The sequence below is a fragment of the Nostoc sp. genome, from assembly GCF_036918015.1.
Taxonomy (GTDB): Bacteria; Cyanobacteriota; Cyanobacteriia; order Cyanobacteriales; family Nostocaceae; genus Nostoc.
The window spans coordinates 92,540-105,496 of sequence record NZ_JBALEO010000012.1 but is presented as its reverse complement, the minus strand read 5'-3'; the positions used below and the strand labels follow the sequence as shown (position 1 = coordinate 105,496).

Genomic DNA, 12,957 nt, shown 5'->3' with positions numbered 1-12,957 from the left:
AGCAGGAAAAAACTAACTTTCTCATCTGCTGCCTCATCTTGATTTTTCTATACATAAACTTGATACAGAAAACCCTGCATATTGTGCGACATTGCCAAGCCGTGGGACAAGAACCTAATGCGCCTCTTACATCAGAAGGTGATCTCCAAGCGATCGCTCTGACTGATTTGTTATTCGGTTTTGGGATCGAGCGGGTGATCTCCAGTCCATTTATGAGAGCATATCAGTCAATTGCTCCCCTCGCTGAACGTCTGAGTCTCTCAATTGATATTGATAACCGTCTTTCCGAGCGTGTGCTGTGTGCAACACCGCTTGCTGATTGGCGTGAGCGATTGGCTGAATCATTTACCAATCTTGATTTATATCTAGATGGTGGTGAGTCAAGTCGTGGTGCTATGGCGCGTGGTATCGCCGTAATTGATGAAGTATTACAACAAGAAACAAGCACAATTGCGATCGTCACGCATGGCAATTTAATGGCGTTGATCCTGAAGCATTTTGATGATCGCATTGGTTATGCGGAATGGGAAAAACTGAGTAATCCAGATGTTTACCGCATACAGTTTCTCAACGGTGAAACACACATAAAGCGAATGATCTGCGCTTAGGATACATACTGTCATGATTTGTGATTAACTCACAGCATAATCTGTATACTGCCGTATGTAAGGCGGGTGAAACCCAACGACAATATCGTGTTTTGGTACTCCCATCGCCGTAAGTTGCTCACCTACATCCTCTTCTGTACCATTCCACTGAATCCAAATTTTGCCGTTTTTGATATCAAAATGCATCACAGGGCCAAAAACCCTACGTCTATTTTGCCAACCAATATATATGAGTTGGTAATGGTCTTGTTCTACGTCAAAAATTGTTTGAGCTTCAATTTCATTATTAGAGGAGGCGCGTTGAGCATATTCTGTAAGTAATTGCCGAATACACTCTCGATATTTATCTAAATCTGCCATCGGATAATTTCCTCCGTTTCCACATCATAAACTATCAGATTGATTTGACTGCGCTGGATAATAGTTTTGATAAATGGTTTATTTAAAAAATCGTTATAAGTGTTTAAAGGCACTGCTAAATACAAAACTCGCTCGGAATCTATCTCTTCTAATGCGTATCGATAATTAATAAACTGTCCCACCGCAGTATGAAACTCAGAAATAGTTGAAGTGCCGATGAAACTTTTAACTTCAACCGCTATTATTTGTCCTTCTCTTTCTGCCGCAATAATTCTCTCTGCTCCCAAATCGATGTACATATCGGTAATATTTTCTATACGAATTAGCAAAGGGTCATGAGTAATTCGCCACCCGTCCTTTTGTAATGCCGATTTCACAACATTGTGAAATTTATCTCTAGCTGACATAAACTATTTTCTCAGCCTTTATGAGCATTCTAAATATATTTTTTGCCAAAGAGACGCGATTAATCGCGTCTCTACAACTTTTTTAATTCGTTTGCAACGGCGCATTCAATACTTTCTCGATGCGATCGCGTGTTTCCAGTAAGTGCGCTTTGGTATATTCATCCTCAGAATTAACCCCCTTAAGTTTTTCATCAAGCTGTTTGAGTTTATACCAAGCCAGAGTACGAGCATCTTCTGGAACATTTTCTTTTCGCAAGACCATACCAGTCAAAATGTCCAAATACTGACGCTGCAAGCCTCGTCGCAAACTGGTAATCTTCATTGGTTTAGCTTTTGGTTGGATAACTTCCGTCCAAATACCTGATTGTAAAGTGTCAAATAGTTCAGGAAGAGTCAGTGCTTTTCCTTCGGGAGTTTTGAGTTCAATATCCTTGAGACGAGAGAGGCGATCGCCTGAGAGTAAATCTCGCAACACAGAACCCTGCATTAGTAGCACCAAGTCATGAATGGGAAAATCCAAACGACCAACTAGTGGAGAACTACCCCAATGTCGCCAACGAGAAGGTGCTAATTTATTCAGTAATTCTGGTGAAAAACTGAGGGCATCTTCTGCAAATACATATTTTTGTAGCGTTTTTAAAGCTTGGCGTTGTTCTTCAACTGGTACTGGTTCAAATGGTAAACGGTGTTGGGGAACTCCAGAGACTTTCTCGGCAGGTAGCTCGCTGGGGTGAATGCGATAGAAAGATTGTCCTCCGATGTATTTTGTGGTGAAATATATTTGCTGGAAATAGTTACCCAATACTGTACTAAAACGTTCGCTCACATCGCTATAACTATCACCAGCAATTGGGAAACGTTTATCGAGACGTTCCCACATCACCCGCGAATTATTCAATTGCCACTGAGAATAAAGCAGCACATTACCGCTATTATCCCAAGCATTAGCGGTTGGGTCGAGGTCATATACATCTTCATCTGTGGAATAACTCAACTCTGGCTTGTAGGATTGTGCAGCAATTTCCTCCAAAATTGGCTTTTCTGCTAGAGGAGTTGATGTCTGAATTGTTGTGTAGCCGTACTTAATTGCCCAGTCATCATAAGGCCCCACCATACTCGGAAAATAATCTCCTTGTTTTGTACCTTGAGGGGCGATATTTGGGGGAATATAATCCATGACAGAAGTTGTCAGACCTTTATTTTTGGTAACTTCTGTATTATTCATCTCCTGTGGTGCTAGCAGTGTACTACCACGGAAGTTATGACGTAAACCAAGAGTATGTCCAACTTCGTGAGCGATGATTAAACGTAAATATTGATTAATATATTCTTTTACTTTGTCTGGAGTAGCCATAGTATCAGGCAGCAGTGACATCGCCAGCGAACCAAAGGCAAACTGGTTAGCAGCTTCCATGCCATAGCATAAATCGTACTCGCCTGCCATTTTCGATAAACGATTCAACAACCCCTCTTGTCCTTGCATCTTCTGGGGTACACCATTGTTTTTCCCATCTAAACCATTGGCGCAAAGTAGACGATTTTGCATTAAAGCTGATAAAGTCGTGCGATTTTCTGTTTGGCTGGGTTGGACGATTTTGCGATATTCACCCTTGAGTGCCCGGATAAAGCTAGCATCTACGAGAATATCTGCATCCAAAATTTCCCCTGTCAATGGGTTAACGCGAGATGGCCCCATTGCAAAGTAGCCATCGACTGTGTTAATCCAGCGAATTGTGTTGTAACGAATATCTGCCGGGTCCCAGGTAGCATCATCTGGCATTTGGCGGACTTCAATTGCATCCTTGAATCCGGCTTTAAGAAAGGCTTTGTTCCACATGAGAACGCCTTCTTTCATCGCATCGCGGTACTCTAAGGGCACAGCGTTATCAATCCAGAAGACAATTGGTTTTTTGGGGTGAGAAATGACTGCTTTCGGGTCTTGTTTTTCTAAATGCCAGCGATTTATGTAGCGGACAAAAGAATCGCCGCGATCGTCGTCTTTGGATAAATCTTGGTAGGCGGTGATGAAATAGCCAACGCGATCGTCAGCAAGGCGTGGTCGATAATCTCGATCGGGTAGTTGGGAGAAACTGTAGTGGACGCGCAAGGTAAAGCCACGGTTGTCAGCTAGCGACCCAAAGCCTGCAATTTCATTGTCGCCGTCAACGCTATTAGAGTAATTCAAAATTGACTCGACTTCTAAGTTTTGGGGAAAGGCTTTAGCAGTACCAAAATAGGACTGGCTTGTGGTTTTTGGAACTCCTAAACCTACAGACAATCCAGCTAAGTCTGTGAGTAACAAATCTTCCAAGTCAATGAGAATAGTTTTGCGTTCTGGATGAATGCTTTTAATGGGAATGGTGTAGAGAACAGAATCACTAAACGATCGCGTCAGCGATCGCACCTGGGGATCTCCCTCACGAGTGCGAAAATTGACATTGCGGATGACAAAGTGTAATTTATCATCCACCCGTTTGAAATAAAACAAAAAATCTTGCAGAGGCATACCACTGTAAATACCCCGTTCGCCAATACCCGATTCCAGGGTTGCCGTAGCTAGGTAATTTTTATTAAGTTGTTCTGGCTTAATTTCTAGATAAATCTTATTCTTTTCTTTATTCCGATAAAGGGTGAACAATCCCCCAGATTTTTGGGTATTTTTAATTACTTCGTTAAATGGCTCTAAATCATCCTTTGCTGCTGGTTTCGCGGTAGTACTGGGCTTTGCATTTGCTTTCTCTGAGGGTTTTGCAACTTGTAAAAATGGTTGCTGACCTGCTTGTTTCAGGTTTTTTACTATCCAAATAAACGGTTGAGGCTGTACGTGTTTATTTTGATTAACTACCCAAACGTGATTTGACGCTAGCCTCTGTTTCTGAGAAATATTAATATTATTTGATGATAAGGCTGAGATTTTCGCTGAAGAAGTTTCTGTCGATAACTGACTATTGGATTTCTCTCCACTTCTGACTGTAACCACATCTTCTCCAACAATATGCTTGGCTGTATCAACATTGTTAACAAACGGTGACTTAGCGCTAGCTGTCGCTATCCCTAAAAATAAACTATGTAACAAAATCATATAAAAGGTTAATCTGTTCATCGCATCCATTACCTGATAACTATCTCTCGTTAATGTTTAACTTTTGCAAAGCCATATAGCCTGCCCTCTGGCGATTCTCTTAGCTGCTTTATATTAGGCAAGAAACTTTCGACTTAAATTTTAGTTGCCATTTTTCAGCTTTGTTGTGCTGTTTTAGTGTAGGATTTTTCCTAACAATTGCATCTCCCACAAACAGTAAGTATGATTTTTCCATCAGACTAGGAAATTTCTTGGAAAAAAAGTATCACAAATTAGCTAAATCATAGAATTAGTTGATCTGGGAAATAATTTTGAAGTTAACACTTTATTTACATTATGAGAGGAAGCTTAAGGCTACTACAGGTGAGCGAGAAGCCGCCATCCAGAAACGCCGTTGGCAAATTCATCAGAAGTAGCCTGCCGTAAACATCGCCAACTCATGATTTTTTTACTATAGTATTTATTTATACTATTGATTGTTGGCAATGCAAAGCAAACTACCATAGAAAAGTTTTTAATTCAGGATTATCAAAAACAGTTATTTAAATGTAACAACGGAAACAAAAATGTCAACATATTTATCTCAAGTTTGGCAGCTGCTGAGAAATTATGTGAGGGGTACAAGGTTACAAGAGATGCCAAAGACCACATCGCTAGAAACTGAAGCAGTTTTACCTCTAGGAAAAAATATTAAAGAACCAGACAAAAGTGTTAGATTAGCTCAAGATAATTTACAGGAATATTTATACTCTCCAAGACTGCAAAAAAGCTTAGAAAAATGGACAGTAGCAAAGAACGGTTTGAGTTCTCAGATAGATGATCGCACATTGGGCAGTTTACCCACTGGGTTTTGTTTTAAAGTATGCGATCGCCAGATGCATGAAGAGATTTATGATTTATTGGGTAGTGGTTCCCTGAAACCTGAAATAGTCAACCAACTAATGGAATTGGTTGTGACTGGTCAAAAAATTCGCCCAGAATTGCTTTTTGGGCGGCTAGAAGATTTTTATCGTCGCTGGTGTCAAGGAGAATTTATCGATGGCACACCAGATGATAACCTGCCTCAGAAAACAAAGTTAAAGCTAGCGGCACAAAATATTGCGATCGGGTTGAGACAGATAGATATATATACAGGGCTGAACGTACTGATTTTATTACTAGAGTTACACCGTTACGCCCAAGGGCAAGATGAACTCAAACAAAAAATCACCTTCTACCCATCTGCCCAACCAGACACAGACAATTTTTTCACATCCCAACTGCTGCGGGTTATCAATTATAGCGATGCCCTGGAAATTGGCAACTTTAGCAGTATAGTCGGACAATTTCTCAAAGGCGGCAACTTTAAGGGTGCTTACCTCGGCGATGCCAACTTAACCGGGGCAGACTTTAGCGGTGCCGACCTCAGCCTTGCTTATCTCGGCGATGCCAACTTAACTGGCGTAAACTTCAGCGGTGCCAACCTTAGCGGTGCCAACCTCGGCGATGCCAACCTCAGCGGTGCCAACCTCAGCGGTGTTAACCTTAGCGGTGCCGACCTTAGTAGCACCAACCTCAGTGGTGCTAACCTTAGCTGTGCCAACCTTAGCCGCGCCGACCTCAATCGCGCCGACCTTAGCAATACCAACCTTAGCCGCGCCGACCTTAGCCGCGCCGACCTCAACCGCGCTGACCTTAGCAGCACTAACCTCAGCCATGCTGATCTAAGTAATGCCATCCTTTTCGGTGCAAATCTGAGTGAAGCCAACCTTAATAGCGTCAGCCTTAGCCATGCCGACCTTTGCCGCGCCGACCTCAGTGGTGCTGATTTGAGTCACGCCATCCTCAACGGTACTAACCTCAGTGACACAATTCTTTTCAGTACCAACCTCAGCGATGCTATCCTGGTTGCCGCAGACCTCAGCTATGCCAAACTTAACGGTGCCAAACTTAATAATGCCAGACTTAACGGTGCAATGTTCTTAGGTGCCGACCTCAGCGGTGTAGACCTGAGTCGGGTGATTCTCAATGAAGCTGACCTCAGTGGCGTGATTCTCAACGACGCTGACCTCAGTGGTGCTGACCTCACCGACGCGATCCTGTTTGGCACAGACTTCAGCTATGCCAACCTTAACAGTGCTAACCTCAGTGGCAGTAACCTCAGTGGTGCTATCCTCAACGGCGCGGATCTTAGCCATAGCAACCTCAGTTACGCCATTCTCGGTGGTGCAGACCTTAGCGACGCCAATCTAGAAGAGATGATCTGGGGTAAAAAGCAGCAGTGGGAAGGTGTGCGGGGATTAGAGACAGCAGTTAATATACCGGAGGCGTTGAAGGAAGAACTGGGACTGAATTGAGATAAGGCGAGATTTTATCCTAAACTTTAAAGAGGCAATACATTTATGTATCAATACGCTTGGCTTTGTGAAAAATTGTAGGTTGGGTGAAGCAAAGCGCAACCCAACAAAGCTATGAAAATGTTGGGTTTCTTTCCTCAACCCAACCTACACAACTTAAGGTTTTTGGCGCTAACCCAAGCGTATTGATTTATTAAATATGGATTATCCAGAACCCTTGTAGAGACTTAGCACTGCTACGTCTCTTTTGCATCAGATATTATATTTATTAAGATTTGTATTTATCCTGTTAAAAGTGAAGGTTCCTACAGGGGTAATATTATTTACTAACTTGTTTTAGTTAAACTTAAATTCCCTGTGATATGATTATGTAATGAATAATACCCGTAATGTAAATATTAAAACTTAGTATTATGTCTAGTCAAGAACAAAATTCCAACAAAGCATTAAAGCAAACGCAGCCTAGCACAACAAAGAAGAAGAAAGTACAACCTCCCCCAGACCTCAAAAAACCAAAGAAAACTGAATAAAAAGCATTAGAGTTACTTGCAGAGGCTTAAATTCAATTAAGTCTCTGCAATTTTCATCAAAAATAAATCAGCTTATTTATTTTTTGCTTGAGTCTTTGCCTGTTCTAAAGCTATTTCTTTAATTGCCTGATAGGAATTAACATTTGAATTACCTTCAATAGCTTTAACTGCCAAATCCTGAACTTGTTTGAGAGCGGATTCAAGTTGTTTAGAAAGATTTTGAATTCGCGTCTCTTGATTAGTAATAGTTTGTTCTAGAGATTGCAGTCTTTGTTCATAGAAACGCTTTTGCCCTTCCACTTCCTTAGAATATAAATCTGATTTTACTTTAGCTTGGTAGTGGGCGATGCCTTTGCCTTCTTCTGTAGCTTTTTTGATGGCTGCTTCTTTATCTTTCGGAAAAGCCTCTACCTTTGCTTTTAACTCTTCAAATTGTTTCTCTCTTTCAGAAATGGCTTTCTCCCGTTCAGCCCACTGCTTTTCTGTTTCTTGTAATAATTCTTCCAGTTGCTTATATAGCGCTTTCTGCTCTTGTTCGTATTCGTCATTTTGCAGTTGCCGCTGAAGTTCTAGATTATACTTGTACTCTGCTGCATCGCGTTGCCGAGTTTTATTCAAGTTTTCATTCCGTTCTTTTATTGCCCGTTGCTGTTCCTCTTGTTCTTTTCCCCAAGTATTTCTTTGCTCTAGTATTTCTTGGAATAACACTTCAGAACGTTGGCTATATTCTTCCTGATAAGCTTTAGTATTATCTTCATAGGCTTGGATGAGAGTATCCAAGATATCATCAGAAACTTCTAAATTATGTAGTTGTGTTAATTGTTGGATTTCTTCTTCTAAAGTTCGCCTAATTTCTTCTAAATTAGAGGCTTTTGTGGTTAGCTGTTCCGATAATTCATTAGCAGCACTGCCAAAACCTAATTGAATTTTTGCCAAGCTTTCAATTGTATTGTTCATTTTTTGTTGGACACTAGAAAGCTGATTCATAGCTGTTTTTTGTTCTAACTTAGGCTGTTCTTTAGTTCCAGACTGGTTTTCTTGGGCAACTTTATCGAGTTCTGATTTCAGTGCTGCTTTTTCTTTTGCCAACTCCTCATACGCCTGAAGAATTTCTACTTTAGTATTCTTATCAGTCGGTTTTTTCCCCACCACAACAAACCTCCTCTTCAGGAATTTAAAATGATTAAGATACTACGAATTCACAATTATTTAGGGTTAGAACTACCAAAAGCCCTCATAGCTAAGTCTTGTGCTTGTTTTAATGCAGTTTGCAATTGAGCAGAAATGCCTTCTATTTGCTCTGATTGTTTCTTAATTGTTTCTTCTAGAGATTGAATTTTTTGTTCATAGCTCTGTTTGTTAGATTCCCATTCTCTTTCAAATAAATCAGCCTCAATTTTAGCTTTTTGGCTTGTTTCTTTAATTGCTTCTTCTCTAGCCTTCTTAACGGCTTCTTCAAGTTCGCTAGGAAATGTAGTTACTTTTTGTTCATAATCTGCAAAGAGTGGTTGGCGTTCAGCGAAGATTTTTTCTCGTTCTGCCCAATCTTTCCCTTTATTTTGAGAATTCTCTTGTATTTCCCTTTGTTGTTGGCGCTTTATCCCTTCGTAGCTGTCTGTATTGAGTTTGCGAGTAGTTTCTAACTTATACTGGAATTCTTCTTGTTCTTGCTGGCGAGATTTGGCTAATAAATCGTTATATGCTTGAAGTTTTTCTTCATACTCTGTTTGCTCTTTTTGCCATTCTTTTCGTCTGATTGTAATTTCTTTCTCTAGTGCTTCCTTTTTGCTAATAGTATCTTGTTCGAGAATTTTTAATTTTTCTTGGTGTTCTTGACTTAAAACGTCTAAAGTATCCGCGACAACTCTAATTTGTTGCAGTTCTTGTAGACGTTGGGTTTCAATTTCTATAGCTCGGTTCAATTCATCTAACTTGGAATTTTCCTGAGCTAGTTTTTCAGATAATCCATTGAGAATACTGCCAAACTCCAGTTGTAAATCAGCTAAACCTTTGACAATACTATCAACTGTATATGCAGAAGCTGCTTGCAGAATTTCTTGACTTTTTGCCTTTTCTGCTTCCTCTTGTTTGGTTGCTATTTTAGATTCAAGTTTTTTTCTTTGGATAATAATTTGTTGAAATGCTTGCATTAGTTGTTGTTTGCTGTCCTTGACTCCAACTGTAGTCATCTTCCAACTCCCTTCAATAGGCAAATGATTTATTGGGTAGCAAGCCATACCAATGACTACCCTATGCAGACATCAGAGTAGCCTTTCAATCAACATTTTTAACGCAGTGGAAATACTGAAATGATCCACATCTGACACTTAGTGGGTACGAATTTTCCACATATATGTCCTTCTGTTTTTCAGTTATAGTTTTCCCTTTGAGGCTTTATAGTACTTTTGTACTAAGACAAATATACCTAACCTAATCTCCTCTGTCAAGATAATCTTCATGCAATAATGTCTTTGGATCTTGTGAAGACAGAACCGAAAATTCCAAGTCTTTAATTAAAAACTATTAGAAACTTGCAGCCACAGTGATTTATGATTTAGGAGACTGCTGTGGTATATGTTACTTTTTGTAAATAAAATCTAAAAGAATTAACCCTAGTAGAAGCACAGTTGCAGTAAGGCGAGATAATAGACTCAATCATCCTAATTGATACAAGCACAGTCCTAGACTTTTGTGATATCAATGTATACCAGTGAATCGACCAAATACTCTGCCAGAACGGACATTGGACAAACCAGCCGTATTCTAGTAGTAGAAGATGAAGAATTAATCCAGGAAATGCTAGCTGTAGCTCTGGAAGAAGAAGGTTACGGGGTGATAACTGCCCCTGATGGGCGGTCTGCTATAGAGTATCTCAAAAGTTTTGAAACCAATTCAGGGGAACTTCCCTTCGATTTGGTCATTCTTGATTTGATGCTGCCGCAAATCAATGGGCTAGATATTTGCCGTTTGCTGCGTCATCAAGGCAACCCAGTACCTATTTTAATGCTCAGTGCTAAGGGTAGTGAAACTGACCGTGTTTTGGGGTTGGAAGTGGGTGCAGATGACTACCTGACCAAACCCTTTAGTATGCGCGAGTTAGTGGCTCGTTGTCGCGCTTTACTCCGCCGCCAACGCCTAAGTAATTTACCACCAATACCAGTATTAAAATTTAAGGATGTCTCCTTAAATCCCCAAGAATGTCGCGTGCTAGTTCGCGGTCAAGAAGTGAGTCTTTCTCCCAAAGAGTTCCGTTTGCTGGAACTGTTTATGAGTTACGCCCGCCGGGTATGGTCACGGGAACAATTGCTCGATCAGGTTTGGGGGCCGGATTTCGTCGGCGATAGTAAAACTGTAGATGTTCACATTCGGTGGTTGCGCGAAAAATTAGAGCAAGACCCCAGTCACCCCGAATATATTGTGACTGTAAGAGGTTTTGGCTATAGGTTTGGATAATTAGTTGGGATAGTTGTTAGTTTTTAGTAGTCACCAAAAAACTAACAACTCAAATGCTTTTATTGGGATTTTTTCTGGGTTTAGCGGTAGGCATTGGGTTTTGGATTTGGCAACAGGTTCAACTTAACCGCTACCTGGGGCGCTTACTCCGACCGTTAACCTTGCGTTCTTACAAGATGGGACTGCTGTTGATTCCTGGGTTGCGGCAAGAAATAGCAATGGTGAAACAGCAGCGGCAAGATTTGCAGCAGTCGTTGCAAACTTACCAAGACCTGCTAGATTTTGCCCCAGTGGGATATTTGCAGGTGGATGAGGAAAATCAACTGCTGTGGTGCAATCGACAGGCGCAGGAAATTTTGTATCTGCAAAGGTGGCAACCAGAACAGGTGCGCTTGTTATTGGAGTTGGTACGGTCTTATGAACTCGACCATTTAATTGAGCAAACTCGCGATCGCCAAAAACCCCAGACGGGAGAATGGATATTTCATCCATCTTGTGATGATGCAGCAGAGATGGGAACAATCAAATCTCTGGCTTTGCGGGCTTCTAGCTTGCCTTTACCCAATGGACAAGTGGGAGTATTTTTAGAAAATCGTCAACCCCTATTAGATATAAATCAAATACGCGATCGCTCTTTTTCCGATCTAGCACACGAACTGAGAACGCCGCTAACTTCGATTCGCTTAGTTGTAGAAACTTTACAAAATCGCTTGGAACCACCTTTAAATCGCTGGGTTAACCGTCTCATGCAAGAAGTTGACCGGCTGATTAACTTGGTGCAAAGCTGGTTAGAACTTACCCAAATGGAAGCGAATCCAAATATGCAATTGCAAGCCAAAGCTGTAGAATTGCGATCGCTAATTACATCTGTTTGGGAAACACTAGAACCCTTGGCACAGCGTCAACATCTGTCTTTTTCTTATTCTGGCCCAGAAAATCTGTGGATTAAGGCAGATAAAGCCAGGATTTACCAGGTTTTTCTCAACTTGCTAGACAACAGCATTAAGTACAGTCCTCCTGGTACAAGTATTCATGTTGAAGCGAAAATCTTATCAACAAAGGATAATGAGCCTGTTTCCTCAATCCTGGAAATAAATCTTATTGATTCGGGAGTCGGCTTTTCTGAGGCAGATTTGCCCCACGTTTTTGAGCGATTTTATCGAGGAGATAAAGCGCGAACTCATTCCCCCCAAGATAGTAACTCCATAGGAGCGATCGTTGGCAATGGGTTAGGATTAGCGATCGTTGAGCAAATTCTAATCGCCCACGGTGGTTCAATCAAAGCGATGAACCATCCAGAAACTGGCGGTGCGTGGATGCAACTTCAATTTCCTGAAGTTATGGCAAACTCCCTAAGCCAAGACTATAGTTAGTAATATCTTCACCTTTGAGACAACAAGTGTGAAAGCCGTCGATTATACTCCCAATCCTCAAAGACCACAACTCGCACGCGCCATTAGGCGCTTAGAACGGGATGTATTACGCATGGGTGCCTTGGTAGAACAATCATTTCGCCTCAGCCACCAAGCGTTATTTGCTCGTAACTTAACAGCAGCTGAGGAACTCCCCCGATTAGATAAAAAGATCGATCGCTTTTATCGTCAAATCGAATCAGAATGTACGGCGATTATGACGCTACAAGCGCCTACGGCTCCCGATTTGCGCTGCTTGAGTGCATTTATGCAGCTGGTGCGAGATTTAGAGCGCATTGGCGATTATGCTGAGGATTTAGCTGAAATTGCGATTAAAATTTTTCCTTACGCGCCTCATACGTCAATGCCCGACATTGAAGCTATGTCCCTTCACGCGCAGGCGATGCTAGCAACTAGCTTAAAGGCTTTGGGAGATTTTGATGAAGCCGGTGGACGCCGTTTAAAGCATCTGGATGATACTGTAGATGATGCCTACGATCGCGTTTATCAGACTTTAGCCCAACAACGGGATGTGCCTGGTGTAGTCGAGCCAATTATACTGCTGGCACTGGCAATTCGTTGTCTGGAACGCATGGCAGATCATGCGACAAATATCGGTCAAAGGGTAGCATATATTGTCACCGGTCAACGCTCCTAATTGATATGCTGCCCAAATCTCCGACTTCTACCCTCCAGGTATCTGCAAGAAGTCGGGGATCTAAATCCAGCGAGTTAGTAAGCGCCATTCCACTCTAATATCTTCATAATT

At 41.4% G+C, this 12,957-nt stretch carries 10 protein-coding genes; 5 read left to right on the top strand and 5 right to left on the bottom strand.

Features of this window, described 5'->3' with window-relative positions; genetic code table 11:
- The first annotated feature begins 83 nt into the window (after positions 1–83).
- Positions 84–608: a histidine phosphatase family protein gene (locus tag V7K61_RS03795; RefSeq protein WP_335051047.1), complete on the top strand. Its 525-nt coding sequence runs from the start codon at positions 84–86 to the stop codon at positions 606–608.
- Positions 609–632: 24 nt separating this feature from the next.
- On the opposite strand, the gene V7K61_RS03790 is transcribed toward V7K61_RS03795, so the two are convergent.
- The 3 genes from V7K61_RS03790 to V7K61_RS03780 form a co-directional block, all read right to left on the bottom strand.
- On the bottom strand, positions 633–968 hold the full coding sequence (locus tag V7K61_RS03790) for a XisI protein (protein WP_094349045.1): 336 nt from the start codon (positions 966–968) through the stop codon (positions 633–635).
- Entirely contained in the window at positions 956–1,375 is a 420-nt protein-coding gene (locus V7K61_RS03785; RefSeq protein WP_094349046.1) for a XisH family protein, read from the bottom strand. Before V7K61_RS03785 ends, V7K61_RS03790 begins: the two co-directional genes overlap by 13 nt.
- 82 nt (positions 1,376–1,457) lie before the next feature.
- Positions 1,458–4,478 (bottom strand): zinc-dependent metalloprotease, encoded by a 3,021-nt coding sequence (locus V7K61_RS03780; protein WP_335051045.1) that lies wholly within the window; start codon positions 4,476–4,478, stop codon positions 1,458–1,460.
- 545 nt (positions 4,479–5,023) lie between these two features.
- On the opposite strand from V7K61_RS03780, the gene V7K61_RS03775 reads away from it, so the two are divergent.
- Complete coding sequence (locus tag V7K61_RS03775) at positions 5,024–6,793, top strand: pentapeptide repeat-containing protein (RefSeq protein ID WP_335051040.1); 1,770 nt, start codon at positions 5,024–5,026, stop codon at positions 6,791–6,793.
- Between the two features lie 602 nt (positions 6,794–7,395).
- Here the strand turns inward: V7K61_RS03775 and V7K61_RS03770 are convergent.
- Entirely contained in the window at positions 7,396–8,475 is a 1,080-nt protein-coding gene (locus V7K61_RS03770; protein WP_335051038.1) for a hypothetical protein, read from the bottom strand.
- Between the two features lie 53 nt (positions 8,476–8,528).
- Positions 8,529–9,512: a hypothetical protein gene (locus V7K61_RS03765; protein ID WP_335051036.1), complete on the bottom strand. Its 984-nt coding sequence runs from the start codon at positions 9,510–9,512 to the stop codon at positions 8,529–8,531.
- Positions 9,513–10,023: 511 nt separating this feature from the next.
- Here V7K61_RS03765 and V7K61_RS03760 point away from each other — a divergent pair.
- Genes V7K61_RS03760 through phoU form a run of 3 tightly spaced genes read left to right on the top strand, consistent with a single transcriptional unit; the run spans position 10,024 to position 12,846 of the window.
- On the top strand, positions 10,024–10,776 hold the full coding sequence (locus V7K61_RS03760; protein ID WP_094349166.1) for a winged helix-turn-helix domain-containing protein: 753 nt from the start codon (positions 10,024–10,026) through the stop codon (positions 10,774–10,776).
- Between the two features lie 53 nt (positions 10,777–10,829).
- On the top strand, positions 10,830–12,149 hold the full coding sequence (locus V7K61_RS03755) for a sensor histidine kinase (RefSeq protein ID WP_335051034.1): 1,320 nt from the start codon (positions 10,830–10,832) through the stop codon (positions 12,147–12,149).
- Positions 12,150–12,177: 28 nt separating this feature from the next.
- Positions 12,178–12,846: a phosphate signaling complex protein PhoU gene (gene phoU / locus V7K61_RS03750; RefSeq protein WP_094349164.1), complete on the top strand. Its 669-nt coding sequence runs from the start codon at positions 12,178–12,180 to the stop codon at positions 12,844–12,846.
- Positions 12,847–12,957: the final 111 nt, after the last annotated feature.

Coding starts and splice junctions, on each gene's coding strand:
- V7K61_RS03790 (WP_094349045.1), bottom strand. CDS start 968: ATGGCAGATTTAGATAAATATCGAGAGTGTATTCGGCAATTACTTACA.
- V7K61_RS03785 (WP_094349046.1), bottom strand. CDS start 1,375: ATGTCAGCTAGAGATAAATTTCACAATGTTGTGAAATCGGCATTACAA.
- V7K61_RS03780 (WP_335051045.1), bottom strand. CDS start 4,478: ATGAACAGATTAACCTTTTATATGATTTTGTTACATAGTTTATTTTTA.
- V7K61_RS03775 (WP_335051040.1), top strand. CDS start 5,024: ATGTCAACATATTTATCTCAAGTTTGGCAGCTGCTGAGAAATTATGTG.
- V7K61_RS03765 (WP_335051036.1), bottom strand. CDS start 9,512: ATGACTACAGTTGGAGTCAAGGACAGCAAACAACAACTAATGCAAGCA.
- V7K61_RS03760 (WP_094349166.1), top strand. CDS start 10,024: ATGTATACCAGTGAATCGACCAAATACTCTGCCAGAACGGACATTGGA.
- V7K61_RS03755 (WP_335051034.1), top strand. CDS start 10,830: ATGCTTTTATTGGGATTTTTTCTGGGTTTAGCGGTAGGCATTGGGTTT.